Here is a 23,276-nt window from a genome sequence, read left to right as displayed (position 1 = left end):
TCCTGCTCGGTGGCGTAGACGTAGGCAGCGGCGATGTCGGCGACCGCGTCACCGAACTTGTTCAGCCCCATGGAGGCGGGGCCATGCCGGTCGCACTCGGCCACCCACTGGGAGCCGATCAGGTCGAGAGCGACCGCCCGCGCGGGGGCAGGGGTGCAGTACGCCTCCCCGACCTTGGGCAGGTCGTCACCCGCGGCCGCCCGGCCCTGGCCGGTCTCCTTGGGCGTAGCGACGGCGGCACCGGGCGGCGCCCACTCGGGAATCGTCTCGCCGCGCTCCATGGCCTCGGCGTGGGTACGGACGATGTCCCGGACGCTGGCCGCGTACGGCGCGTCGTTGATCACCGAGCAGACGCCGATGCGCGTGCCGTCCGGCGCGATGACCAACCAGGGCCAGTCCTCGCCGCCCTCCTTCGACACCACGTAGACCGCTCCGCGGACCACCGCTTCCCAGATACTCGGGCTGACCCGCGTCACCGTGACGCGCCGCCTACCCGTGCCCATGACCATCTCCTGCGGGCCGTGCTGCGACATGACGAGACCGTCATCGCGGCGGTCATCCTTCGCCGCCTGCCGCTCCTCGGCCTCCCGCTCGCTCCGCGCCCATGCGGCCGCCTGCTCCTGCCTGGCCTGCGCATCCCGCTCCGCCTGCTCCGCCGCAAGCCGCTCCCGCGTGGCCTCCATCTCCTTGGCCCACTGCTCGACCTGCCGCATCTGCGCGGCGCGGCGGCGCTCCTCCTCCTGTCCGTACGGCAGGGGAGTAAGGCGCCGGGCCTGGTCCCTGGCCGACTGCTTGCTGGTCCGGCCGGTGTGGTGAATACGCACCCGCGCCCAGTAGGCGGCCCGATGGTCTGCGTGCAGCAGGTCGGGGGCGGCGGTGCACCAACGGTGCGCGATAACGCCGTCGGGGGTGACCGTGACGGGGCCGCGGCGGCCGGCGCGGGGGACCGCGATGTAGCCGCCGGACGCCAGCAGCTCGACCAGGGCGGCCCGTACCCGGCGTCCCTGACCCTCACGGCGGCGGACGATCCCGGACGTGTCCGCGTGCAGGTCTCCCGCGTACGCGGCGGCCAGGACGTCGGCCAGCCCTGTGCACCAGCCCATATGCGGCAGTTCGGTTCGGGCGTTGCTCTCATCGAGCCACTGGTCCGCGCCGCTGTTCTCCACCTCTGAGTCAGCGGGTGCGATGAGCGTGGTGCCAGCCGTTCGGCTGGCGTCGTTGGCCCGCTCCGGGGCGTTGGTGCCGTTCGGACCGCACGCGGCGTCAGCCGTCGAGAAGTCCGTCGTGGAAGCCGCCGCTGTGTGGGGGGACGTGCTCCCGAGGTCCTCCTCGGCGGTCTGGCGGGAGTCAGCCTCGTCGGAGTGCTCCTCATCCTTGGTAGTGGACGCGGCGTTGAGCCGGGCGGAGAAGGCGTTCCGGCTCGCCCGGACCGCGGCAACCAGAGCGGCCCGGTCGGCGCGCGACTCAGCGGCCAGCGCGGCGGCCTCGTCCTGCGCCTTCTTGCCGCCGCCCTGCTCGCGCACAGCCGCGCGGGCTTCCCGCTTCGCGCGCTCGTCACCGTCAGCCGCGCCCTGAGCTATGAGCGCATCGGCCAACGCCTTGGACGGCCACGGCGCCCGCTCGCCGTTCTCCAGAGCCCGAGTGAGCATCTGCCCGCACAGCTCCGCCGCACGATCACCCCACTGCTGCCAGTGCAGAGCACACGTCTTGGGATCGCCCTTGGCCAGGTCGCGGGCGAGGTCGACCACATCCCGCCCGGCGGACCGGCTGCCGCCGTGGGCGTCGTCCAGGATCCGGCGGGAGAGGCAGCGGGCGCAGGCGACGAACCGGCCGAGCTCGCAGTCCTGGTCGTCGACGACCGCCATCCAGTAGCGGATCCCGGAGCGCTTCGCGCTGCACTTGCCGACGTACGGCGCGGACATCGCACAGTACGCGTCGACGTCGGCTTCCTTGTCGTCGTCGGCACATACGGAGACGACGCGGAGACGGGAGTTCGCCACCCTCTCCAGGGCGGAGTTCCACACCTTCCACTCGGCCACGTAGCGCCGGTGGTCAGTCCCCTTACGCGCCCAGTCCTCACCCGTGCAGCCTTCGCGGCCGTCGGCGGCGGTCAGGTGCTCGAACCCCCAACGGCACTCGGCGACCAGGCCCACGGCGCCGAAGCGGCGGATCAGGAACACACCGGGCTCAAGCTCCACCCGGTCCGGAACGCACCCGAACGCCGGAGCCTGCGCCGTGTGCTGCCCGTACTTCGCCCACAGGGCGGTGAACCGAGCGCGGGTGGCGGAGTCGGTACGGATCCGGGCGAGCACCTTGGCAAGGGGACGGTCCTCGATGTTGGCGGCCCACCAGTACGACCCGTCAGCGTCGTGTCCGGCTTCCCACTGGCCCTCCTCCGGACGGCAGTAGGCGACGGGCCGGATCCGGAAGGAGTGCCCGGCCGCTGTCGTCAGCACCCAACCGGCGGCAGGCTTCGGTCCGTCCAGGAACGACACGGCCGCGATCGACTCGCCTTCCTGCAGCGCGGCCGCGAGCTGGCTGGCGGCGATGTCCCTGGCTGCAGCCTCGGGTCGTCCGGCATCGCCGCTGACGACGGACTTGTGCTGGCTGTCGACGGAGCTGGGGACGGTGTTCACGGGTATTCCTTCGTGGGCCGGGAGAGGCCACGCGGATGCGCGGCCGGGGCCACTGAAGCGGCGTGCGCCAGCGACGTCGCCTTCTCGCGAATTCCGGTATCGGCGCGCGCACAGCAGGTTCTCAACCGCGTGCTGGCAGGTGATGAGGGCGCCCTCGACGACGGACAGCGGCCGACATGGGGCGAGGGAAGCGCCCCAGACCGGTTGGTGGTTGGTCACCGCGCATGACTGCGGTCCGGCTGGACAGCGGGGCTCATGCATCGTGAGGAGGAGGTCTGCCCCACGCCCTGAGGCGTCCACGCGCCCGGCAGGGGGCAAGGACCCCTGCCGGGCGCGCGACGGTCAACACGAGGAGTTCGAGACCGTCACGCTCACCCGGGGCAGCGCGCCGCACCCCGACGTGACCCCTACCGGAGCACGTCCTCGCGCCGGTCCTCCTCTGCCTTCGCGGCATCCGCGAAGGCACACCCGTACAAAGCCAGCGTCTCTTCACGCCCGGACTCGGCACGGACGGCGGCTTCCTCCATGCGCGCGCACTCGGCCACGAAGTCAGACAGGGCACCCGCTGCGCGGTAGGTCTCGGCCGACTCCTCGTAGTGGCCGGCGTCCCGCTTCGCACGGTTCACGTCGTCGTACGCCCCTTCACAGGACCGCACGGCCGACCACACGTCCTCAGCGAGCGCGTCCCCCTCCCGGACCCGGTCCCGGCACGCCTGTGCCCGCTCCACGTCACCGGCGGCGAGCACCCCCGCCGCGTGCACACGCATGCGGGCCTGCGTCAGCCGCTCCACCGCCGCTTCCCACGCGGCCGCCGTTCGGCCGGACGCCGCCCGCTCGGCCCGGGCCTGGTCACGTCCGGCCAGCCCGGCACGGTCGGCTTTCGCACGCGCCTCCGCCCGCTCGCCGGCGTAGTGCGCGTCCCAGTGCAGGGCGTTCTCGAAGTCCCGAACGCCGTTGTACGCGGCCTGGGCGGTCTCGAGCGCCGCCCACTCGGCGCTCGCGTGCTCGGCGAGCCGGGTCGGCTCCCCGTAGCTGTTGTGCGGGTACTTGGCCCAGTTGGCCAGGTGCTTGCGGTCGTTTCCAGTACCGAATCCCCGGGGGTTCTTGCGGACGGCGGCCGCCGCCTTTCGCAGGTTCTCAGCGCCGCGTCCCTCGATACGGTCAGCCACGGCCAGCGTGAAAGCCACAGCAGCGGCGTCGACCCGGTCGCCGGCGATCAACGCGGCGGAGGTGTACCTCGAGGGGTAATACACCGACCGGCTGGAGCGCTTGGACTTTACCCAGGCGTCATACTGCGCCACGAACGACAGCGAGGGATCGCCGTGCCCGGTGTGCGCGACACCGTCGTAGTCGGTGTGGCCATCGAACCACGCACACCAGGCGCGCGAGGAGTCCTCGAACATCACGATCAACCCGGCGTACCCGCGCGCCGACGGTTCGCGGCCTGCGTCGGCCAGCTGCTTGCGCCACTGGGCTTCCTGGGCGACCAGTCGCTCCTGTGCCTCCTCAATGATCGGAGCGGCGAGCGCCTCCCGCTCCGCGCGCGCTGCAGCGTCCGCGATCGCATCCCCGGCTTCCTTGACGTGCTGCCCGGCCAGCACGATCGCACGACGCCACGACGCACACCCCCGCGCGTCCTCGCCGTTCGTCTCGGCCAGCCATGCCCGCGCCGCCTTCACAGCGTCGGTGGCCGACCGCTCCGCTATCTTGGCCTCCGCGTAGGCGGCAGAGCCCAGCTCTACCGCCCGCGCGCCCGAGGGCGTGGAGCCGTCGAGAGCGTTGAACGCGTCCCGAGCATCACTCAGGGCAGCACTCACCTTCGCCACGGCGTCGGCCATCTGCCGGACCCACTCCGCGGCGTCGCGCCCCCACACCGTCCGGCCCGTGGCCTCCTGCTCACGCGAGACGACGCGTACAGCCTTGACAGCCTCGCGCACGGCCTTGAACCCGCCGGTCGAAGCGGACGCCACGAACTTGCCCGCCGCCTCATTCCACGCGCACACGTGCTCGGTCTCCTCCACCCCGGCGCGCACCATCACGAGCCCGGAGAGCACCGCGGCGCGCACCCACAGGCGGCCGGTCCAGCGGCGCTCCACGCGCACGTCCCAGCCCAGCTGTTCGGCTTCACGCACCAGGGCGCCCGCGCTCTTGGGCATGCCCTCCAGCGCGGCGGCCGCCGCGTCGGCCCCAAGGGCAGCGGCACAGCCGCCACAGCGCCCAGAGCGGACCTCCCTGCGCTGGCACGTCGGGCACGACTCGGCTGCAGTTTCATCCCCGGCCGGGCCGCCGGCACCGTCGTGACCGCCGGAGCCGGCGGCGGCCGGAGAGGAATGCGGGTGAGGGGCTGCGGTACGCGAGTCGGCGTTCATGGGGTGCCTTCCTGGAAGAGGACTGCCGGCGGCTGCGCGGCTCGGCCACTGAAGAGGCAGAGCACCGTCACCGTCGCGATCTCGCGAATCCCGCGCACCGACTGGGCCGGGGCCCCAGCCGGCCGACCTGTCGGTCCTGCGGCGGGTACTCGCCGGTGGGGGTGCGGCAACGTCAGCGACGGCGACCTGGCACTCGGCTCTCGTAGATCAGGTCCAGGTCCCAGGACCCGCGGTGCTCGTACACCGTCATGTGCTGGCAGGCCGGACACCGGAACGCCACGTAGCGGCCCGGGGGTTCACTGCCGCGCCCGGATGCCATCAGTCCGGGCCCCGGATCCTCACACTTCTCGCACGCCGTCGAGTAGTGCGACAGGACGAGCTGTGGCTGCCAGTCGCACCAGACGAGTGGCCGACCCCGGTGCTCGCGTGGCAGCGCAGGGACCCGTCGTTCGACGGGCTCGATCGGCTCAGCACCGGGCAGCTCTTCGAGGACAGCCTGCTGCGGGGCCGGGTCGCCCCGCCACACACGCAAGCACACCCGGCATGTCTTCGGTCCGTTCCAGGGGCCGTCGTACGCGCGGACTGCGGGAGCCTGTTCCGGGTCGGTGCAGCACAACAGAGGGACGGTGAACACCGGCAATGGGGGAGGCGTGACGCCGGAGGCCAGGAGGTGCAGCACACCGGCGGGGGTGCGGACCACAACGGCCGCCGTGCCCTCGGTGCTCGCGGCCGCGGCGGTTCCCGGCCGTGGCGGTGCGGCCGGTTCGGTGGGAGTGGCGGTGTGGGGCTGTTCCACGGGCGCTCCGGAGGCGAAGGGTGGGGAGGGGCCGGCGGAAAGCCGGTCACCAGCCGTTCCCGGTATGGCGTTCGAGGATGGCCACCAGGTCGCGGTGCCATCGGTGGTACATGGCCATGCGGTGCTCGTGTACGAGCCGGGCCATCTCTGACGCGTCCTGGCCCAGGACGAACGGCGCCTTGGTGTTGAGCAGCTGCCGCAGGGCGGGTTCGGGGGAGCGCGGCACATTCAGGCGCTGGTCCGCTTCGGACAGGGCAGTGATGCCGGCCCAGGAGCGGGCGCGGGCCCACAACTGGTGCAGAGCCTGCACCCGCACGAAGGTCTCCATCTGCATGCCGGGAACGGGGTCTTCGGCTTCAGCGGTGTTGACCAGGAGGGTGATGGCCTGGTGGTGGGCCTTGCGGGCCACTCGCGTCTCCTCCAGAACGGAGGCGACGATCAGATCGTTCGTTGTCGGCTGGGGCATCGGATGTCTCTCTTCTGTGAGGTCGCGCTCGGGAGCGGCTGGTCCAGGGCTCTCGGCCTGGACGCGCAGCGGGATGGGTGATCGTGACGAAGGCCGATCGGGCAGCCTGGATGGGCCGGACGGGAGCGCCTCGCTCCTGCGGCTCGTCGACTCAGAGCCCGCTCACGGCTGTGACTGCTCGACGGCCTGCACCGACCACGTCAGCAGGTACGCCTGGAACACGATGCCCTCGTACCTGCTGCGGTCCTCTTCCGTCGCCCACCGGGCGCGCTGGATGGCCTCGGCCGCATCGGGAAACGCCGACAGCCGGTTGTGGCCCCCGCTGCGGTGCGCGTCGAAGTCGATGCTGCTCCACCTGCTGTTCCAGGAGTGGGTGCTGGAGACGAAGGCGTAGTCGGTCTCGCCGGGTGCGGGGGTGCTGGCGTCCGCCGGCGCACTGGTGCGCATGATCCGGTAGAGCGTGGGCCCGGGCCAGGGGCCGGGCCCGGCGGCTTCGGCGTCTTCGCGTCTGCTGTGGGCGTGGGGGCCGAACATTCGGGTGATGTCGCTGTCGGAGGATTCGGCCAGGAGGACCAGGCCCCATGCCATGGAGGGGCAGTCGGACCAGACGTACCGGGTTCGGCTTTCCTGTGCGCTCATGGGGCGGCCGTCCTCTGCTGCTGTCGGGGTCGTGGGCGAGGGGCGCGGGGGTGGCCGCTCTTGCGTGGGGCGGGCGCGGTGCCCAGCGAAGACCGCGCCCGCCCGGGGGCCGCTGTTCTCGGCGCGCGGCTGGCGGCCTGCTTGGCTCGTCGTGGGTGGGTTCAGGCGTCAGGGACGAGGGCGAAGTAGAGGCTGCCGCGGCCGGTGATGATCTCGGTGGCGGGCCGGTGGCGGGGGAGCCCGGAGCGGGGGTGCTTGTGGGGGGCGTGGAAGTTGATGTTGCGGACGGTGGCGGGGTGGCCGTCGTGGAGGATGACGTCGCCCTCCTTGAGGTGGGGGTCGGTGGGCTTCTTGGCGAGCTGGGCCAGTTCCTCGTCGCTCAGGTGGGAGCGGACGTAGTTGATGAGGTCCTCGAAGGGGAGGTAGCGGCCTTCGCCGTCGATGGCCACGCATTCGTCTTCGAGGGCGGCGATGAGCGCGAGGGGGTTCAGGGGGGTGCCGTTGCTGGGCATCGGGTCGGGCTCCTTGGCGTAGGGCAGGCGCTGCCGGGATGGCGCCAGTGAACGGGGGCGCCGCCGGTGGTGGCGACGTATGGCGAATCCCGGGTGCCAGCGGCCGCGCGGCTTGCCCTCCTCGTGCTGTCCGGTCCTGTCCGTACGGTGCGGGCACCCTGAGGAGAGAGGACAGCGCCCGTGCCTGCGACCAGCCCACGAATCCATAACGGCAAGAAGCTTGGTGTCCTCCTCTACGGGTGGCTGTCCCGCTCCCGGCCCTCTTGGGGGCCCGGACGTGACGATACGGAACGACACGTGACGACCCGTGACGAGTCGTCACGGCCCGGCGGGCACGGCGCGGGTGGGGCAGGCGGGCTAAAAAGCGGCGCGGAGCGCTTCTTGCCGTTATGGGTTTGTTGGCTGGTCGTGGACACGGGGGAGACGCTTTGCTGAAGCACGACCGCACCGTAAGCGGGGGAGCGGACACCACCCCTCCGGGCCGCCCGTGTCGGACGACGTCTAGCCGTCCGGCGGGACGTAGCGGAGGGCGAGTGCCCCGCCGGCGTCGGGGTGGGTGCGGGCGTGGTCGAGCGCGGCGGCCAGGCGGAAGCTGTTCCAGGTGAGGGTGTCGCAGGCTGCGCCGGGCGGGCGCCGGTCGAGGACTTCGCGCTGGCGGGGCCGCTCGAAGAGGTCGTCCGCCCCCGCCATGAGGTCGGCGGGGTTCAGGTCGAGGCGGCGGGCGAGTGCGAGCAGGACGCGGACGGGCAGGTCGGGGAGTTCGTCGAGGTCGATCTGGTGCTCGTGGACGCCGAGGAGGTCGGCGAGCTGCCAGGCGGTCATGCCGGCGGCGAGCAGGCGCCGCTTGAGGACGTGGTTCCTCGGGGCCGTGCCGTACTTGTGGCGTCGGGGTCCTTGGCGGCCGGGGCGGGGGCCGAAGGCGGCGTCGTTGCTGATCCGTCTACGACCCGCAGGGCGCGGGCAAGGTCGTCTTCGCGGTGTTCGCCGCGATGGCGGAGGTCGAGCGGGAGTTCATCCACGAGCGGACCCTGATCGGCCTGGACACGGCGGCCGCGAACGGCAACCACGGCGGACGCCCGCCGGCCGTCGACGGCGACATGCTCGCCGTCGCCCTGCGGCGGCCGACGCCAACGAGCCGGTCACCTCCATCGCCCGGCACCTCGGCGTCGGCCGCTCCACCCTCTACCGGACCCTGGCCGCGTACGACGAGGCCGTGGCCACCAACGACATCCCCAGCACTCCCCAGGGAGACTGATCATCATGAGCAACCACGACGGACAGCAGGTCGCACGGATACCCAGCGACCGGGACCGCGGCTTCCACCACGGACCGGTGGAAACGCACAGCACCAGCAAGCACATCGAGGTCGTCGCCTTCACCGGCACCGAGGAGTCCGACATCCTCCACGCCGCCGGCGACTGGATGAAGGACCACCCGATGGCGCAGATCCGCGGCCTGAACCTGCACGAGGAGGACATCGACGGGCCCGGAGACGCACGAACCTGGGTCCTGGAGATGACCGTCGACAACACCGCCGCCCACTTCTGACCTCACCCGGCCTGTCCGACCCGGCGGGCAGGATGAGCCGCACCACGTCCGCTTCACCAAGGGGAGGAACCACCACCATGGCAGTCGAGTTCGAGTCCTTGCAGGAAGCCGCCCAGGAACTGGGCGACGACATCAGCACCCACGACAAGGCCGGACTGGAGGCCCTGAGTACCGCACACCTGCGGGAACAGGCCGCCGCCCGCGACGAGCTGTACGACTTCGTCGACGGCCTGTGGGAGAAGACCAAGGCCGACGTGCCCGACGCCGGAGCCCGCGACGAGTACGCCGGACTGGCCGGCCTTCGCGACCTCGCCGAGGTTCTGAGGCACAACGCCCACGAGATCCTCGACGGCCGCGACGACTGAATGCCCCTCAACCGCGAGAGGAACGCGCACATGAGCCTGAGCGTCGCAGGGCCCGACTACACCCGGGACGACGTCCTCGTCTCCTACCAGTGGGCTTCGAAGCATGAGGTCAGCGGGCACGAGGTGCCTGATCACGTGCTCGGGCGGGCGGCCATGGACCTGGAGGGCCGCGCCTGGCGGGAACGCCAGCACCGCGTGAACTGGGGAGAGGACAGCCTCTTCGACAGCGTCTCCCGCGACATCCCGAGCCTGGAGGACCTGCCCGACCACGAACGCGAGACCGCACTCCGGCAGCTGCGTAAGCAGCAGCGATGGCCGTGGATGCGCCCGCGTATGCGCCTGGTGCGCTGCTGGGTAACGACCCACCCGGAGCAGCCGGCCGCCTCGGGCAGCTGACGGCCGGACCGTCCAGCACGCGGGCACCGCGGTGTCCGCTTCGCACGGCAGACTGCCTCACGTAGTCACACACCGCCCCCGGCGCAATCCCGCGCCGGGGGCGTCCGTACGTACTGACACCGCATGTCGCCGACCACTGACACTCTCGTGTCGCCCGACAGCCCGGGCGCCGCCCCCTTACGACGGGCCTCTGTCCGCAACCGCGCCTACCGTCGGCGGCCCACACAGAGAGGAACCCGATGACCGAGCCCCACCTGCCCACCCCCGCACGCACCACCCCGGTGCGCGACGACCACGCCTGGCCCTTCCCCGTGTCCGCCGGCGGCCGCCGTCACGTACGCCTGCGCGTCTGGCCCACCCGCGACCACCCCGGCCCCCTCGTCATCGCCACCGACCTCGGCACGCGACTCCTCACCAACACCGAGTACCTGTTCCGCGCGGCCCTCGCCAGCTTCGGCCCGCACACGACCGTCATACGCCACTTCCCCGCCTGGTCCGGTCCCGCCATCAACGGAGAGGACGTCTTCGAACAGCTCGCCCTCGACGACCACGACCGCACCTGCACCCGCCGGTGCACCGAACAGATCCTGGACCTCCTCGGCCCCGGCGTCCTCGGCTACCCCGGCGACACCCCGCCCGCCCACGCCGGCGCAGGCGCGGCCGCCGTCCCGCCGCAAAGCACCCACATCGCCCGCGCCCTCGCCGCCCTGCTGCGCCTCAACGAGAGCCGGGTGCTCGAAGTACGGCCCGACGACTACCCCACCCGCACCGGCCCCGTCGCCGAGAAGGACCTCGCCCCACTCAGCCACCTCAAGCTCGGCACCGAGGCCCTCCGGCACCTGACCAGCTTCCTCGCCAAGACGAACACCGACCCCCAGCAGAGCGCTGCCGGCACCAAGCGGGAACGCAAACTCGGCAAGATCATCGACAACCTGCAGGAGCAGGCGTGGCAGCTCGGCCTCCTCGCCGACGAACTGGCAGCCGAAGAACGGAACTGATCCCACCCATCCAGGCACCCCACGCTAATCAGGACGAGCCCGACCGCCCCGGTGAAGCCTCCCCGCAGCAGCGACGGACGCTCCACTGGGGCGGTCGGCACAGATCCGGCGTCCGCTCACACAGGGGTGCCGCGGTGCGCAAGACTCCCACCGTGCCCCCATCACCCAAGAAGCCGACGAACCGCATGGCGCCGCTGGGCCAGGTCGCCCGGGAGCTCTGGATCCTCAGCGGCAACGAATGCGCCTTCGACCCGTGTACCGAGCGGCTCATCTGCGAAGACGGCGCATTCATCGGCGAAGTGGCCCACATCCACGGTGTCGAGCCGAGCAGCCCCCGGCACGATCCCGCACTGGACCGGCAGGCCCTCCGGGCCGCCGACAACCTGATGCTCCTGTGCCCCAAGCACCACACCCGGATCGACCACGTGAACAGCCGCAGCAAGTACCCCGCCCCCATGCTGCGCAGGATGAAGAGGAAGCACGAGGACCGGTTCCGCGCGGCGGCAGCGTACATCGAGGCCCAGTTCACCGATCACACGAGGGCCGCGACCGTCAGCTACGCCACCACCCTCGACGCACTTCACGCCGCCATCGGGGTCGACAAGCTCACGCCCGACGAGAAGCACGACGACGTCGCGATGGTCAACGCCATCGCGGACAAGCTCGCCGAGCTGACCCTGCCGGCCCGCAGCCTCCTCTCCTTCCTCGTCCAGGCCGTCGCCGTACTCGGCATCGCCGAGGTGGCCCGGCGTACCCGCCGGTCACAGAGCGAGATCAGCAGCACGATGGAGGAACTGGACCGCCTCGGGTACGCCTACCTGGAACGCGAACCCGACGAGGACGAACCCCGCGGCGCTCTGAAGCTCTACGCCCACGACTCGTTCGACGGATGGCCGTTCTGGGATGACCTGCGGATCTTCCTCGACGAACACCCGGAGCACATCGCGCGGGTCATCGTCGACCTCGAGTTCAACCTGCTGGACTAACAACGCAGCGGGCTGCATGCGCGCAGCGCCACGGGGGCCCCACTGATGCCACGTGGCCATCGAGCCGGCTGTGGCCTGGAGCGTCTCCGCGGGTGACACCGAGGCGCTGCCTCCTTCGATGTCAGTGACGGCTGCGATGGTGGGCCCCATGGTCACGGCAGAGGTTGCGAGGTCCGATTCGGTGTCCTGGCTGGCGGTCCAGCTCGCCAAGCCGGTAGGCGAGGTGCTGGCCGTGCGCGCTGCCGGTGTCCGGGCGTTGTTGCCTTCCCGACCGGACAGCGCCTTGGGCCGGTACATGTGGTGGCGCTGTCTCAACAGGGAGCAGGCCCGCCAGGCGATGATCCTCGGCCGGCTGGAGGCACTCAGCCTGCACCTTCGGGGAATCCCCGCCCTGGGATATGCCGCCGACGACCCCCTTCCGCTGGAGGCCGTCGAGGAGGCCGAGGGGTTCGTGGACGGACCCCTGGCTGAGGCGCTGGCGCACTACCGGGCGTGCCGGGCGCGGGCGCACAGCACGCCCGCGCGGCTGGAGGATCAGGTGTCCTGCACGGTGAGCAGCACGGGCCGTCGTCCGTAGGAGGCGCTGAGCGCATCGATCACCTGACGGCCTGCCCCGCTCAGGTCCTCCTCGGTCGCGTGCCAGAAGCCCGAGAACGCCTCGTGCATCGGAGCCTTGGGGTCCGCGGCGGGGTCCCGAAGGGCCCAGGTCGCCCCGGTGGTCCCAAGCAGCAGATGTCCGATCAGGCAGTCGGACCGCGAGGAGACGTCGGTGTCGTCGTCGTCCAGGTCGGGGAACGCCTGGTGCCATGCCGGGGCCGGGCCCACCGGTTCCTCGGTGAGCACAGCATGGACGTCCAGACCTGCGGCGCACACGATCATGGGCTCCTCGGTGCGCCTGGGCCATAGCGCGTACACGCTGGTGCCGCAGCCGCCGTAGCTGTCGAGGTGCGTCGGCCAGCGGATGAGTGTGCCGGTCATGGCGGTGGCGTCCATACGGCGCCAGAGGCTGCCCACGGTCCTCTCCGTTCGTAGATGGGGCGGGATGGGCGCTTCACGCGGAGGCGGGAGGCGGCCCGGGGTAGATGGGGGCGGATGGACGTCCGGCGCTGAACCGGGCCGTGCAGTCGGGCCGCTGGACCGCGCCAGGCTCGAACAGGGCGTACTCGCTGTAGCCGCAGATCATGTACGAGGTGTTCGTCCTGTCGGCGAACTGGGCTACCACCTCCCCGTCGCGGCAGGTCAGGTGCCAGGCGAACGTCCAGGTGACCGCGTCGACTGGCTTTCCGTCGCGCATGACATCAAGCGGCTCCACCTCCACCGTCGCCACTTCACCGACCTGGTACTCCTGGCCGACCCACGGCCGGAATACGGTCTGGATGAGCAGTCCGGGCTTCAGCTCGCTGGCCTTCACGTACGGCAGCCCAGTGGCGTCACAGGCGGCGCAGGTTCCATCGGTGGGGTGGCGGTGCGTCATCGACTTCTCCGAAGGGGCGGGATCGCGGTTGTGGGGTGTCGTCCCGGATGCTTGCGCAGGCCGAGCGGATAGCCATCGGTCCGCGAATTCAGGCGCCGGCGGCTCGCCGTAGGGCGCGTCCCGAGGTGCCGGCCAGGGCCGGTTGCTGGATGGGCATGGGCGTGCCGGCGGCGGACAGCGGTGCGCAACGTCCGCCGCCGGCACGCAGAAGACCGGCCGTCCGCTGGCCCGTACCGACCCGAGGGCGTCGGCCGTCAACACCACGGCTCCTCTTTCGAGGGACCTCTGCCTGCTTCCGGGCAGTCGTTCCTCGCGGTGCCGGTAGCGTCGGGGGGACGGCAGAGTGCCTGCCGGTCTCCCGCTGATGCGACACCCCACGCGGTCCCAGCGAAGAGGCGAAGGAGCCTCGCGGTGTCCGCGGGGTGAGTCCTGGACCCGGCACGCACCATCTCTTGTGAGACCGACCGTGGACTTTGACGGCCGGGCGTGGGCGGCCTCGAAGGACGCAGCATGGCACGGAACCGGACAGTGCAGCGCAAGGCCCGGCAGCTCCAGCGGCGGACGGGTGGCGGGTTCAACGCCGCCCGCGACCAGGTGGTCGCGCTGCCGCCGTTGCGGGCGCGTCTCACGCAGGAGGAATGGCTGGCCGCCGGGCGGGCCCGGTTCGGCACGGACGACATCAGCCAGTGGTCTGCCCTGTGCCCTCGGTGCGGGCACGTCACGTCTGTGGCGCGGTTCACGGAGGTCTCCGGGACCACGGAGCTGACGCAGGCGTTCACCGAATGCCTCGGCCGGCACCTTCCCGGCACCGGGTCCCACACGTTCCCGTGTGACTGGGCCGCTTGGGGACACATCCCCCTGTACGGCTACACCGTCGTCGTCGACGGGCGGGAGTTCCGGGTGTTCGCCTTCCCGGCCTCGGACGAGGACGTGGCGAAGAACAAGGCGCGCCAGGAAGGGCGGGCTGCGGCCTGGCAGGCGCGCATCGACGCGGCAGCGAAGGCGGAGGCAGAGGCAGAGGAGGACCAGAAGGAGGACGGTGACCAGACGGACGTGTGCGAGTCATGCGACCGGCCGTTGGGCCGTCGTCACCGGCAGGACTGCATCTGGCGGGTCGAGGAGCTGCTGGGTGAGTGGACGGACGTGGAGGAAGTGCACACCTGGGCGGACGGTCAGGCGCTCCTCGACGTCGCGATGGACCTCGAGCCGGCCATCGGCGCCTACATCGAACTCGTTGGACAGCTGCTGACCGCCCGCGGCATCTCCGTGACGGAGCAGTCTGCGGTCCGGGTGGAGGACGGGTTCGACCTGTCGGCCGACTGTGACGTGACACTGCGCGAGCGGAACCGGCTGGGTGGCCTGCAGTGGTTCTCCTGGGATGCCGAACACGGATGGTCCTTCACCTCCATGGATCCGGCCCAGCGCCCCAGCCCGGTCTTCTACGCCGGCGGCCCGATCACGCCGGTGGCCAGCGAGGCCGCCGAGCGGATCGCGGCCGTCGTCGAAGGTCGGGAGTCGTGGACAGGGCAGCGCATCCGTCAGCGCGCGGTGGTCGAGCCCGGCGCGTGGCATGGTGTGGCGGTCGAGCTGAAGGCTGCCGTCGAAGGCTGTGCCCGAGCAGCAGGTCAGGGCGCCGAGCCGGTGAACTGACGGTCGCCGGCGCGCGCCGCTACGGGTTCACCGTGCTGTGCACGGCACGGTGAACCCGATGACCACGCCCGTGCCTGTTCCCGTCCCGCTCATGCGCCCCTCCGCGGTGTCGTCCGTTCCTGCGGGGCCCGGTTGGTCCCATGGCATGAAGCTGGACGGGTGGCGGGCAGCCGTTCACCGCCGCGGCGACCAGGTCCTGGTCCATTCCCGTTCCGGCCGGGACATCACGAGGGAGCTGCCCGAACTGCGCACTGTGCTAGTGGACTTGTCCGACTGTGTCCTTGACGGTGAGATCGTGGCGGCTTACGCGGACGGACGGATGGACTTCGGTGCTCTCGCACGCACGCCGGCGTGGCGGGCCTCCCACGGGGTCGGGGTTGTTTTCACCGCGTTCGACATCTTGGCCTTCTCCGATTCGCCTGGCCGGCCTGCGTTCGACGTTCGCTCCCGGCCGCTGTGCGAGCGGCTGCCGCTGCTTGAACAAGCCCTCGCGGGGCGCAGCGTGCGATGGGTGCCGGGGCTCGACAGCGCGGCCGAGGCGGTACAGCAGGCGCGGGATCTGGCACACCTTCGAGTGGAGGGTGTGGTCTCCCGTCGGCTTGACTCGCCCTACAGCACGCGGGCCTCCCGGGCATGGGCGAAGTGGCGTACCGACGGTGATCCGGTCGACGCGAGGGTGATCGCGGTGATCGGGCCGGTGCACCGCCCTTGGGCGTTGCGAGTGCTGGTCAATGGCGGGGAAGCGGAGACATCACCGCGGCTGGACTCTGTGCGCGCTGCGGAAGTCGGCCGGCAGCTCACAGGCCACGTGGGCGCTCGCCGGCAACGGAACGACGGCTCCGAGGAGCACCTGGTCGTCGGGGTGGTTCTTGCGGAGGTGCGTCCGCCTGTCGGCAGGCACGGCAGGCTGCACTTCGTGCGGCTTCGCACGGACGTCTGAGCGGCTCATGCAGGCCGCCACGTCGTCACTTCGGACAGTTGACGGCCGGACCGTCCGACTGTGCGGGCGCCGTGGTGTCCGCTTCGCACGGCAGGCTGCCTCACGTAGTCGCACAGGGCCCCCGGCGCGAGCTCGCGCCGGGGGTCGTACGGACATCGCATGTGGTTGACCGCTGACACGCTCGTGTCGACGCCAGGCCGTAAGGAAGGACGATCATGAACGACGTGGCTCCCGCGGCGCGCGGCGACGCTCTCCTGCAGCAGGCCATTACCTCGCTACGCCAGGGCAACCCGTCGATCCGGCCTTGTACGAGCCCCTCACCGAGCTGCTTGAGGATGCCGCCCAGGGCGACGACGAAGGTGTCATCAACCCCTACGTCGAAGCCGTCGCCGCAGCACTCCTCGGCAGCCCGCTGACGTCTGCCCGGCCGGCGGCCGCTTCCGACAGCCACACCCCTACACCGACCAGGAGCACCATCTCGTGACCGCCCTGCCCCGCCTCACCGCCGACGCCCGTTCCCAGGCACTGCAGAAGGCCATCGCCGCCCGCAAGGAGCGCAGTGAACTGCTGATCAGCCTCAAGGCAGGCCAGATCTCTCTCCACGAGGTCCTCGACCGTACGGACACGGTCGCAGGCAAGATCCGCGTACGCCCCCTGCTCGAAGCGCTGCCCGGCATCGGCAAGATCCGTGCTGGCCAACTCCTGGACCACATCGGGATATCCGAACGCCGCCGAGTCCGAGGGCTCGGGCCCCGTCAGAAGGCCAAGCTCCTCGATCTCTTCCCGCCCCAGAAGTGAGCCGCCGTGGTGCCCGGTGCCCGTCCCGCTGGGCACCGGGGCCTGCTCATCCTCTGGCCTCGCGTCCCGGCCGTCCCTCCAGGCTGTCGACTCAGGCACCGGGCGATCGGAGCCTGGCTAGGCCCGGGCCCTTTGTCGTGCTGTGCGGCGCTCGTGCCGGGCGGCTTCCACCGCCGTACGCCGCCGTTGGCGAGCCTCCTCCGTGGAGCGGCACTCGTCCGCGATCTGCCGCCCCAGGGCTGCTGCCGACCATGCGCCTGGGCGGTCGCCGCTGCCCAGCTCTACTCCGGCGGGGGGTGTGGGTACTCGGGTGAGCTCCGGCTCCTTGCCCGGACCGCCGTACAGAGCGACGTATCCAAGGCCGACAGCCCAGAGTCGGAGGCCTTCCACCTCGCGTACCACTGCTTGCCCCAGATCTCCGTCGGGGGTGTCGGCCCAGAGAGCCACCTCGTGCCAGCCGTCGACCGGTGGCGGAGGGAACTGCTGCACCGCCCCGGCGACGGACTCGGTGGTCTCCAGCCACAGCCGGGTGCCGGCCTCGTCCCGGCATGCCACTCCCAGCCACGGCCACGTCCGGACGTCGCGCTCGACGGCTTGTCCGTCGGAGGTGTACGGCGTGAGGCGTACACCTCGGAAGCGCAGACCGTTCACTGTCACCTCGGCATGTGGGGACCTGATGCCTGCGCCGGTGTCCGCAGGCCTTGCCATTGTGGCCGACACAACCCCGCGCCTCATGGGCCCGCCAATCCGAGGGAGAGAGTTTGCTGTGCTCCGTCATGAGCCGTACCCGCCTTGTTCCTTGCCGCTCGCAACCTACGGTGCGCGCGGGGGCGGGCCGGTCGTTCACGGTCTTCCTGGAGGCTGTCGCAGTGCTCGACGGTCCGGTGGACGTTCCTCCCGGCCTGACAGCCGGGCTCCTCCACGCCCAGTCTTCCGGACAGCCACAGGCCGGCTTCCGGCACCCCGCCGGCGTCGCCTCTCTCCCTGCCGGAACCACCGAGCGTGCAGGGCGCTCCGCCCCGTCGTCCTTCTTCACCACCGCCCGATCGACACCAGAGGTCCAGGTATGAGCCAGGAACGTAGCCACGACGAGATGAACGACCTGATCGACGCTGAACGCAGGGTCGACTGGGACGAAGAAGAGTACGAACGGTAGACGTCTCAGACCCCAAGTCCCTCGATGGGGTGAGGCGACCGTCGGCAGGTTCGGGGCAGCTGGGGCGACCGCTAGAGTCGGGCTCCGGGGGTAGCGCAACCTGACTCCGGCCTGCATGGGCGCCCACGCCGCCGCAGGACCGGCCAAGCCGTCTCGGACGCAGCGCTGCATTGTCGTGTAGCCAGCCGGTACGTCTTCCATCGTGGAACGGACGGCGGGGGCGTGGGGTCCGCCGGAGGGGTTCACCATGGTCAAGAGTCGTAAGGCGCGCCGGAACACCCAGGCCCGCGTGGCTGCCACGGGACAGCGGCCCGCTGCCGCCTACCGTGAACTGCGCGCGGTGAACGCGCCCTACGAGGGGTACGTCGTCGATCTTCACCATGTCGTGGACGACATCACCACTCCCGGGCACCAGGGGGACTCCTGGGCGTACCGGGTGCGGACTCCGGAGGGAGCCGACCTGACGTGGAACGACGTCAACGCCCCTGATGCCGGCGGCCCGGAGCTGACTTCCAGGCAGCAGATCTCCCTGTTCGGCGGGTGGCCGCTGACTCCGGAGCTGCTGCGGGCCCGGTTCCCAGGCGCCCGAATCATCGAGCACAGCGTCATGCCGGAAGGTTGCCACGGCTGCCATCTGGTGAGGTGCTGGACCGTACACGTCGGGTGCACCGTTGCGTGCGAGCGGCTTGAGGCTGCGCGAGAGACGGAGGCGCGGTGGGAGGCCGAGGAAGAGTTCGACCGTGCGTACGCGGCGTACCAAGCGGAGCTCGCTGCTCTGTGGCGCCGGCACGAAGCCGAGGATGCCGATCTCGAGCGGGATGCACAGAAGGTCCGCGAGCGGGTGGAAGCCTGGCGGACTGCGGTGGACTCCGGGCGCTGGGACGATGCCGGGGGCACCGAGGCGATGTGGCGTGAGTGGGACGCCTGCAACGCTCGGGAGCGGGATCAGCGTGAGCGGCATGATCAGGAGTACAAGGAGCTGACCGGCAGGCAGCCTGAACCCCCTGCCCACTGGACGACGGCTGCTTCGGCCTGAGCTGTCGGCCGGTGGCCGCACCGGTGAGTCCGCTGCGTAGATGCTGTCGTGCGTGCGTCACTAGGCGGCGGACACGCCGGTCGTACGATGTGACGTCATGGACCGGCTCGAACGCCCCGCCCGCACCGAGATCACCGCGCTGCTGAAGAAGCTGGCACGCGGCCCGCAGGCGACGTACGACCAGCGCGCCTTCTTCCTGAACGAGTACCTGCGGGTGCTCAGCGACTTCCTTGAGCTCCCCGAGGAGCGGATCCAGGCGGGCGACCTCGCGGACGTTGGCTACGCGGTCGCGTGGCTGAACGCCGCGGCCGCGGGTTACACCCGTCAGCGTCGCGTGGCCGGCAAGCCGGACGCGGCCGCGGCGTCGCAGGCAGCTCGCTGCGCCACTTTCAACGCCTTCGCTCGTCACCTCGGCCAGCCGGAGCGTCTTTCCGAGGGGTGGCCCGACAGCCAAGGCCTGCCGGTCGACGAGAGCCGCCGGGTGGTGGAGCTCCTTGCCGACAACCGACCGCCGCGCACGAACCGCAGCACCTGGGAGCGCACCAGCGCGCTTGCGGCCCTGAGGCTCGTCACCGGCCGCCCGCTGTCCGAACTCGCTGGTCTGCAGGTGTCGGCCCTCGACCTGAAGGCGGACCCACCCACCGTCACCCTGGGAGAGCGCGTCTTCCCACTGGACGAGTTGGCTGTGCGGACGATGAACCGCTGGCTGGATACCTGGAAGCGGCTGACCGAACAACTGGAGGGCGGGACCGTCACGCAGGTATGGGTCACCATCAAGCCGGGCCGGCCCCGCTACGGTGAGCCGGCCAAGCACCCGTACCTGCCGTGCTCCATCCGCGCTCTTCGGGCGGCTCAGCATGACCTGACCAGCAGACTGCTCGCCCGGCCGACGCGGCTCGGGCAGCTGAGCGGCCCTGATCCAGACGATGTCGTCTCCCAAAACCCCAAGAGGCGCCGTACGGCGCCGGCTGCTCCTCCTCCGGAGCGCACCGCCGAGGACCGGGCGCTGGCGCTCCGGCAGGCTGCCGAGGTCAGGCGTGAGCGGGCGGAGATGCTGGGGCGGCTGAAAGCCGGCGACCTGTCGCTGCCCGATGTACTGGCCCGGGAGGACAGGGTGGTCGGCGGTACCCGGGTGGGCCGGCTGGTGGAGTCACTGCCCGGCGTTGGGCCCGCTGCGCGGAGGCGCATTCTGGCGGAGGTCGGCTTGGACGAGCAGCGTCGTCTGCAGTCCCTCCGGGCCCAGCAACGTGAGCGGCTGCTCCACGAATGCTCGACCGTTAGCCGGGCAGTCGCCCGCGGCTGACGGCTCCGCACGGACAGGCGAATCCGCAGCTGGTGCGCCGTTCGCTCCACACTGGGGTCTCTTGATTCCCAGCCTGGAGTGAACTGCCCATGACCACGGACCCGAGTGCCGGACCGGCCGCTGGCGACGACCTGCTTGACGAGACCGCGCTGTTGGCGCATGGCGACACGATCGCCCGTGCGCTGCGGCGTTGGTGCGCAGACCGGATCGAGGACCTGGAGGAGGAGTTCGACCTGTTCGGTGCGCCCGACAATCCATCGGAGCGGCAGCGCTGGACTCTCGAGCTTTCAGAGCGCCAGGCGCTGGCTCTGGCTGAGGTCGAGCAGCTCCAGCGGGTACGGGCGGAGACCAACAGCGCTTGGTCACAGGACCGGTGGGCCGACCTGGGGGCATTGGGGCTTCGCCACCAGCGGCACCTGGATGAGGAAGCAGTCGCCACGGCTCGCCGCCTGCGTGATCTCTCCGACGCGTATCCGGGCCGCGGGCGGGCCCCCAGGCCGAGGCAGACTTCTGCGGCGCCCGGGCCGGGAGAGGTGGCCGTGCCATGGGGCGTCGATCCCGGTGCTCCGGCCACCGGTCGATCGCCGCAGATGACCTCCCGATCCTTGTGGGCACTGCTGAGAGAAGCATTCCCAGATGCCTCCTCCGGCCGGTGCACGGTGACGGCACACCGACTACTGAAAGAGGTCCTGCAACCCACACTCGCTCCGGTCGAGGCGATGCAGATGCGCCGGGAGATCACAGCGGCCCTGTACGACGGGGTGAGGCCGCCTGCCGACGAGCGCGAAAAGCACCGCCACCAGTGGATCGTCGAGTCGGTTCTTGCACGGGTGGTCGTACCGCTTACTGATCAGCGCAACCGGCTCGCGGCCGCAGTGGATGACGCCCGCGCTCTCCACCCATTCATCTCGGATGGAAATTGCCCGGTCTGCGGTGTTGTGTCCCCGTGCCCGACACGGCGGGCGCTGGGTGACACGGTCGTAGAGGGCATGTGAGCGGAATGGCCCTGGGGGCATCTGGGCTGGCGCCGTCCGTACGTGCTCCGGGGCAGAGGAGCTGGTGGTGGCCGCCGAAGTCCGGGGCCGCCACCAGCTCAAGCGGATGCCGGGCCAGTCAGAGGGGACGCCCGGCGGGCAGCAGAGAATCCTCCGGCAGGCCGTCCTTGAGGAGCGGATAGCTTCTGTCCGGGTCCTGGAGGATGCCGCCGCCGTCATACGGCCACCGCTGCGGATCACGGAACGCCACTCCGATGTAGGCACGGCCGGGAGTATCAGCCCAGGTGGGGTCCACTACCGTTCCGTCAGCCCGGATGCACCAGGCGTGCGCGAGGGGGAAGTCGACGCCGCCGGGGAGGGCGAACCCCTCGGCGTAGACCAGACCTTCGGAGCGGTGGTCGCGGGCGTACCGGGCGGCGTTGCTGTAGCACAGCCGTGGCTCCATGGCCGTCAGGTCGGGCGGAGGTGGGGAGACGGTGAAGCGGCGACCGTGGCTGAGCAGGAGGTGGTAGAGCGTGGGGAACGCCCATCCGTCTGTGTTGTAGTTGCCCTCAGTCAGCCTCGCTACGTCGTGGAGATAGGTGGAGACCGCCTCCTCGGAGAGGGGGTCGACGATGGGTGTGATCATGAGCGAGAGCTTCCTCCGAAAGGGCCAACGCGCCGAGCCTAGGCGAAACTCGCATCTGGGGTGAGGCCCTCCATCAAGGTGATGCTCGCTCTGCGGCACAACGCCCTGCACGCGCTGTCGCTTCCGGCCACTACGGCCGGACACCGGACGGAGCCCCCGCTCAGGCCGTGAGCGGCCACTGCTCGGCGACCTGCTGCTGGGCCTTGTGCCACGCTCGCTCGAGCTCGCTTCCCTCGATGGGGTCCTGCAGGGACCATCCATCGGCGGCAAACTGCTGGATCTGCGGCAGCAGCATGAGAGAGGAACCTCGCAGGGCTGCCCTCAGCACAACCGTGGCGGTCGGCTCGTGGGGCGAGTCGCCCCACCAGTCCGGCACGCGCCCCTGCCGCCGCGGCGCCGGCTGATGGACGACATCACAGACGCGCAGCGTGGAGCCGAGGACGAAGGGGCGGAAGTCGTCGCGGGACGTCAGTCGTAGCGAGCTGACGCTGAGGCGGCTGCCGATAGCCGGGACGGCGAGAGCGAGGTACCCGTTCGGGCGGCAGAGCGCTCCGAGGAGGCGACGCTGGTCCACGTCCACGGTGGCGGCGTCGAAGAATTCGATGCGGATTCCCAGGTCAATCATGGGTTGATCCTGCCGCCGTGACCGGACACCCCTCGGCCAGGCGCAGGCGCTGGTATCCCGGTGGGGCTACTCCTGGGCGCCGTCGTTCCCTGGGTCTCCGGCCGTGACGGCGGCCAGGGCCGCTTCGAGCTTCTCCTGGGCGATGGGCCCGGAGTCCGGGAGGCCTGCGGCTCGCCACGCGGCGACGGCACGTTCAGTGTCCCCGGCCATGGCCTCGACCATCATGTCCTTGGCGTCCTTCTCGGCGACGGCTCCGTCAGCGGGTCCGAGGTCGACCAGATGCACGGCCATTCGGACCTTGCTGGGCCGCTCTCCTGCCTGGGCCTTCGTCGTCTCCATCTCCTTGTAGACGCGGACGAGCCGGCCGACCAGGCGCTGGGCCGTGGCATACAGCGCCTTGCCCGAGTCGTTCTCGAGCCGATCGGTGCGGAACCGTTCCTCACCCCGACCAAGAGCCTTGATGTAGATGAAGGCGCGGTTGCTGCTCTCCTCGATCTCGACGCGGGTGAGGACGCCGCGGACACGGTCCTTGGCGCCCTCGACGCGCGCGATGTCGGCGGCCAGCTGAGCGCCGTCCAGGTAGAGGTTCAGCGCGAGCTCACGCACCCGGCCGTGCCAGGCTGCCTCCACCCCAGGTCGGCACGGGCCGGCGGCCTGCGCTGCCGCAACGATGAGCTGATGGGGTACGGATCCGTTCACGAGTCTCATCATGCCGTGCCTGCGTGCGGTCTTCTGCACGCGGGGAGATGTGCCTGAGGTGGCTCGGCAGCCTGCGGAGCCGCGACGACGACGCCCCTGTCGTCCTCTTGTCCGTAAGCCGGAGACCGGACGAATGGATGAGCTGACGAATCGAGGAGGGTCTGGTGGGACGCTGGTCTAGGACGCTCGGCGGCCGGCGCGCAGAGAAATCGGGACGGGAATGCCTTCACGGTGCAAGAACGAGGGTGGGTACCCGTGGTC

General features: G+C 70.8%; 25 protein-coding genes and 2 pseudogenes. 14 read left to right on the top strand and 13 right to left on the bottom strand.

Going from position 1 to position 23,276, the window contains the following annotated elements:
- From VN520_RS13490 to VN520_RS13460, 7 genes and pseudogenes are all read right to left on the bottom strand, one after another.
- A pseudogene (locus tag VN520_RS13490) lies at window positions 1–2,636 on the bottom strand (hypothetical protein); the annotation flags it as partial.
- A 407-nt stretch (window positions 2,637–3,043) separates the two neighbouring features.
- Window positions 3,044–4,792 (bottom strand): hypothetical protein, encoded by a 1,749-nt coding sequence (locus VN520_RS13485; protein ID WP_325747134.1) that lies wholly within the window; start codon window positions 4,790–4,792, stop codon window positions 3,044–3,046.
- Between the two features lie 385 nt (window positions 4,793–5,177).
- Window positions 5,178–5,801 carry a hypothetical protein gene (locus VN520_RS13480; RefSeq protein WP_325747133.1) on the bottom strand — a complete coding sequence of 208 codons (624 nt, stop codon included), beginning with the start codon at window positions 5,799–5,801 and terminating at the stop codon, window positions 5,178–5,180.
- Between the two features lie 46 nt (window positions 5,802–5,847).
- Complete coding sequence (locus VN520_RS13475) at window positions 5,848–6,267, bottom strand: hypothetical protein (RefSeq protein WP_325747132.1); 420 nt, start codon at window positions 6,265–6,267, stop codon at window positions 5,848–5,850.
- 162 nt (window positions 6,268–6,429) lie between these two features.
- Window positions 6,430–6,906, bottom strand: coding sequence for a hypothetical protein (locus tag VN520_RS13470; protein WP_325747131.1), 477 nt, complete (start codon window positions 6,904–6,906; stop codon window positions 6,430–6,432).
- Between the two features lie 161 nt (window positions 6,907–7,067).
- Window positions 7,068–7,418, bottom strand: coding sequence for a hypothetical protein (locus VN520_RS13465; RefSeq protein ID WP_325747130.1), 351 nt, complete (start codon window positions 7,416–7,418; stop codon window positions 7,068–7,070).
- A gap of 501 nt (window positions 7,419–7,919) precedes the next feature.
- Window positions 7,920–8,240, bottom strand: a complete 321-nt coding sequence (locus VN520_RS13460) for a hypothetical protein (RefSeq protein ID WP_325747129.1) — start codon at window positions 8,238–8,240, stop codon at window positions 7,920–7,922.
- 140 nt (window positions 8,241–8,380) lie between these two features.
- On the opposite strand from VN520_RS13460, the pseudogene VN520_RS13455 reads away from it, so the two are divergent.
- From VN520_RS13455 to VN520_RS13425, 7 genes and pseudogenes are all read left to right on the top strand, one after another.
- Window positions 8,381–8,470, top strand: a pseudogene (locus tag VN520_RS13455) (recombinase family protein); the annotation flags it as partial.
- A 208-nt stretch (window positions 8,471–8,678) separates the two neighbouring features.
- On the top strand, window positions 8,679–8,966 hold the full coding sequence (locus VN520_RS13450; RefSeq protein WP_325747128.1) for a hypothetical protein: 288 nt from the start codon (window positions 8,679–8,681) through the stop codon (window positions 8,964–8,966).
- A 77-nt stretch (window positions 8,967–9,043) separates the two neighbouring features.
- Entirely contained in the window at window positions 9,044–9,331 is a 288-nt protein-coding gene (locus tag VN520_RS13445) for a hypothetical protein (protein ID WP_325747127.1), read from the top strand.
- 30 nt (window positions 9,332–9,361) lie between these two features.
- On the top strand, window positions 9,362–9,727 hold the full coding sequence (locus VN520_RS13440) for a hypothetical protein (protein WP_325747126.1): 366 nt from the start codon (window positions 9,362–9,364) through the stop codon (window positions 9,725–9,727).
- A gap of 239 nt (window positions 9,728–9,966) precedes the next feature.
- The gene (locus VN520_RS13435; RefSeq protein WP_325747125.1) at window positions 9,967–10,725 is read left to right on the top strand and encodes a hypothetical protein; all 759 of its coding nucleotides are present in this window, start codon (window positions 9,967–9,969) and stop codon (window positions 10,723–10,725) included.
- Between the two features lie 152 nt (window positions 10,726–10,877).
- A complete protein-coding gene (locus VN520_RS13430; protein ID WP_325747124.1) occupies window positions 10,878–11,711 on the top strand; it encodes a hypothetical protein in 834 nt (277 codons plus the stop codon).
- Window positions 11,712–11,763: 52 nt separating this feature from the next.
- A complete protein-coding gene (locus VN520_RS13425; protein ID WP_325747123.1) occupies window positions 11,764–12,288 on the top strand; it encodes a hypothetical protein in 525 nt (174 codons plus the stop codon).
- Here VN520_RS13425 and VN520_RS13420 read toward each other — a convergent pair.
- Together VN520_RS13420 and VN520_RS13415 are read right to left on the bottom strand one after the other, a co-directional pair.
- Window positions 12,246–12,725 (bottom strand): hypothetical protein, encoded by a 480-nt coding sequence (locus tag VN520_RS13420; RefSeq protein WP_325747122.1) that lies wholly within the window; start codon window positions 12,723–12,725, stop codon window positions 12,246–12,248. The genes VN520_RS13425 and VN520_RS13420 overlap by 43 nt on opposite strands.
- 37 nt (window positions 12,726–12,762) lie before the next feature.
- Complete coding sequence (locus tag VN520_RS13415) at window positions 12,763–13,185, bottom strand: hypothetical protein (protein ID WP_325747121.1); 423 nt, start codon at window positions 13,183–13,185, stop codon at window positions 12,763–12,765.
- Between the two features lie 510 nt (window positions 13,186–13,695).
- Between VN520_RS13415 and VN520_RS13410 the strand changes: the two genes are divergently transcribed.
- The 4 genes from VN520_RS13410 to mihF (VN520_RS13395) all read left to right on the top strand — a co-directional run bounded on the left by VN520_RS13410 (window position 13,696) and on the right by mihF (VN520_RS13395) (window position 16,573).
- Window positions 13,696–14,835, top strand: a complete 1,140-nt coding sequence (locus VN520_RS13410; RefSeq protein ID WP_325747120.1) for a VVA0879 family protein — start codon at window positions 13,696–13,698, stop codon at window positions 14,833–14,835.
- Between the two features lie 58 nt (window positions 14,836–14,893).
- A complete protein-coding gene (locus tag VN520_RS13405; protein WP_325747119.1) occupies window positions 14,894–15,775 on the top strand; it encodes a hypothetical protein in 882 nt (293 codons plus the stop codon).
- Window positions 15,776–16,079: 304 nt separating this feature from the next.
- A complete protein-coding gene (locus tag VN520_RS13400) occupies window positions 16,080–16,259 on the top strand; it encodes a hypothetical protein (protein WP_325747118.1) in 180 nt (59 codons plus the stop codon).
- The gene (gene mihF, locus VN520_RS13395) at window positions 16,256–16,573 is read left to right on the top strand and encodes an integration host factor, actinobacterial type (RefSeq protein WP_325747117.1); all 318 of its coding nucleotides are present in this window, start codon (window positions 16,256–16,258) and stop codon (window positions 16,571–16,573) included. Before VN520_RS13400 ends, mihF (VN520_RS13395) begins: the two co-directional genes overlap by 4 nt.
- 117 nt (window positions 16,574–16,690) lie before the next feature.
- Here mihF (VN520_RS13395) and VN520_RS13390 read toward each other — a convergent pair whose 3' ends face one another.
- Complete coding sequence (locus VN520_RS13390) at window positions 16,691–17,230, bottom strand: hypothetical protein (RefSeq protein WP_325747116.1); 540 nt, start codon at window positions 17,228–17,230, stop codon at window positions 16,691–16,693.
- 746 nt (window positions 17,231–17,976) lie between these two features.
- Here VN520_RS13390 and VN520_RS13385 point away from each other — a divergent pair.
- From VN520_RS13385 to VN520_RS13375, 3 genes are all read left to right on the top strand, one after another.
- Window positions 17,977–18,765: a hypothetical protein gene (locus tag VN520_RS13385; RefSeq protein WP_325747115.1), complete on the top strand. Its 789-nt coding sequence runs from the start codon at window positions 17,977–17,979 to the stop codon at window positions 18,763–18,765.
- 97 nt (window positions 18,766–18,862) lie between these two features.
- Window positions 18,863–20,068 (top strand): integration host factor, actinobacterial type, encoded by a 1,206-nt coding sequence (mihF, locus tag VN520_RS13380; protein WP_325747114.1) that lies wholly within the window; start codon window positions 18,863–18,865, stop codon window positions 20,066–20,068.
- An 89-nt stretch (window positions 20,069–20,157) separates the two neighbouring features.
- Window positions 20,158–21,063 carry a hypothetical protein gene (locus VN520_RS13375; RefSeq protein ID WP_325747113.1) on the top strand — a complete coding sequence of 302 codons (906 nt, stop codon included), beginning with the start codon at window positions 20,158–20,160 and terminating at the stop codon, window positions 21,061–21,063.
- A gap of 118 nt (window positions 21,064–21,181) precedes the next feature.
- Here VN520_RS13375 and VN520_RS13370 read toward each other — a convergent pair whose 3' ends face one another.
- The 3 genes from VN520_RS13370 to VN520_RS13360 form a co-directional block, all read right to left on the bottom strand.
- Complete coding sequence (locus VN520_RS13370) at window positions 21,182–21,691, bottom strand: hypothetical protein (RefSeq protein ID WP_325747112.1); 510 nt, start codon at window positions 21,689–21,691, stop codon at window positions 21,182–21,184.
- Window positions 21,692–21,851: 160 nt separating this feature from the next.
- Window positions 21,852–22,316 (bottom strand): hypothetical protein, encoded by a 465-nt coding sequence (locus VN520_RS13365; RefSeq protein ID WP_325747111.1) that lies wholly within the window; start codon window positions 22,314–22,316, stop codon window positions 21,852–21,854.
- A gap of 66 nt (window positions 22,317–22,382) precedes the next feature.
- Window positions 22,383–23,015, bottom strand: a complete 633-nt coding sequence (locus VN520_RS13360) for a hypothetical protein (protein ID WP_325747110.1) — start codon at window positions 23,013–23,015, stop codon at window positions 22,383–22,385.
- Window positions 23,016–23,276: the final 261 nt, after the last annotated feature.

The sequence above is a fragment of the Streptomyces sp. genome (assembly GCF_035563135.1).
Classification (GTDB): Bacteria; Actinomycetota; Actinomycetes; order Streptomycetales; family Streptomycetaceae; genus Streptomyces.
The sequence above is the reverse complement of the archived record's forward strand: the minus strand, read 5'-3'. Positions and strand labels throughout refer to the sequence as shown.

Excerpts from the sequence above, each read along its gene's own strand:
- VN520_RS13485 (WP_325747134.1), bottom strand. The coding sequence starts at position 4,792 with ATGCCCAAGAGCGCGGGCGCCCTGGTGCGTGAAGCCGAACAGCTGGGC.
- VN520_RS13475 (WP_325747132.1), bottom strand. The coding sequence starts at position 6,267 with ATGCCCCAGCCGACAACGAACGATCTGATCGTCGCCTCCGTTCTGGAG.
- VN520_RS13470 (WP_325747131.1), bottom strand. The coding sequence starts at position 6,906 with ATGAGCGCACAGGAAAGCCGAACCCGGTACGTCTGGTCCGACTGCCCC.
- VN520_RS13465 (WP_325747130.1), bottom strand. The coding sequence starts at position 7,418 with ATGCCCAGCAACGGCACCCCCCTGAACCCCCTCGCGCTCATCGCCGCC.
- VN520_RS13460 (WP_325747129.1), bottom strand. The coding sequence starts at position 8,240 with ATGACCGCCTGGCAGCTCGCCGACCTCCTCGGCGTCCACGAGCACCAG.
- VN520_RS13450 (WP_325747128.1), top strand. The coding sequence starts at position 8,679 with ATGAGCAACCACGACGGACAGCAGGTCGCACGGATACCCAGCGACCGG.
- VN520_RS13445 (WP_325747127.1), top strand. The coding sequence starts at position 9,044 with ATGGCAGTCGAGTTCGAGTCCTTGCAGGAAGCCGCCCAGGAACTGGGC.
- VN520_RS13440 (WP_325747126.1), top strand. The coding sequence starts at position 9,362 with ATGAGCCTGAGCGTCGCAGGGCCCGACTACACCCGGGACGACGTCCTC.
- VN520_RS13435 (WP_325747125.1), top strand. The coding sequence starts at position 9,967 with ATGACCGAGCCCCACCTGCCCACCCCCGCACGCACCACCCCGGTGCGC.
- VN520_RS13415 (WP_325747121.1), bottom strand. The coding sequence starts at position 13,185 with ATGACGCACCGCCACCCCACCGATGGAACCTGCGCCGCCTGTGACGCC.
- VN520_RS13410 (WP_325747120.1), top strand. The coding sequence starts at position 13,696 with ATGGCACGGAACCGGACAGTGCAGCGCAAGGCCCGGCAGCTCCAGCGG.
- VN520_RS13405 (WP_325747119.1), top strand. The coding sequence starts at position 14,894 with ATGACCACGCCCGTGCCTGTTCCCGTCCCGCTCATGCGCCCCTCCGCG.
- VN520_RS13385 (WP_325747115.1), top strand. The coding sequence starts at position 17,977 with ATGGTCAAGAGTCGTAAGGCGCGCCGGAACACCCAGGCCCGCGTGGCT.
- mihF (WP_325747114.1), top strand. The coding sequence starts at position 18,863 with ATGGACCGGCTCGAACGCCCCGCCCGCACCGAGATCACCGCGCTGCTG.
- VN520_RS13375 (WP_325747113.1), top strand. The coding sequence starts at position 20,158 with ATGACCACGGACCCGAGTGCCGGACCGGCCGCTGGCGACGACCTGCTT.
- VN520_RS13370 (WP_325747112.1), bottom strand. The coding sequence starts at position 21,691 with ATGATCACACCCATCGTCGACCCCCTCTCCGAGGAGGCGGTCTCCACC.
- VN520_RS13365 (WP_325747111.1), bottom strand. The coding sequence starts at position 22,316 with ATGATTGACCTGGGAATCCGCATCGAATTCTTCGACGCCGCCACCGTG.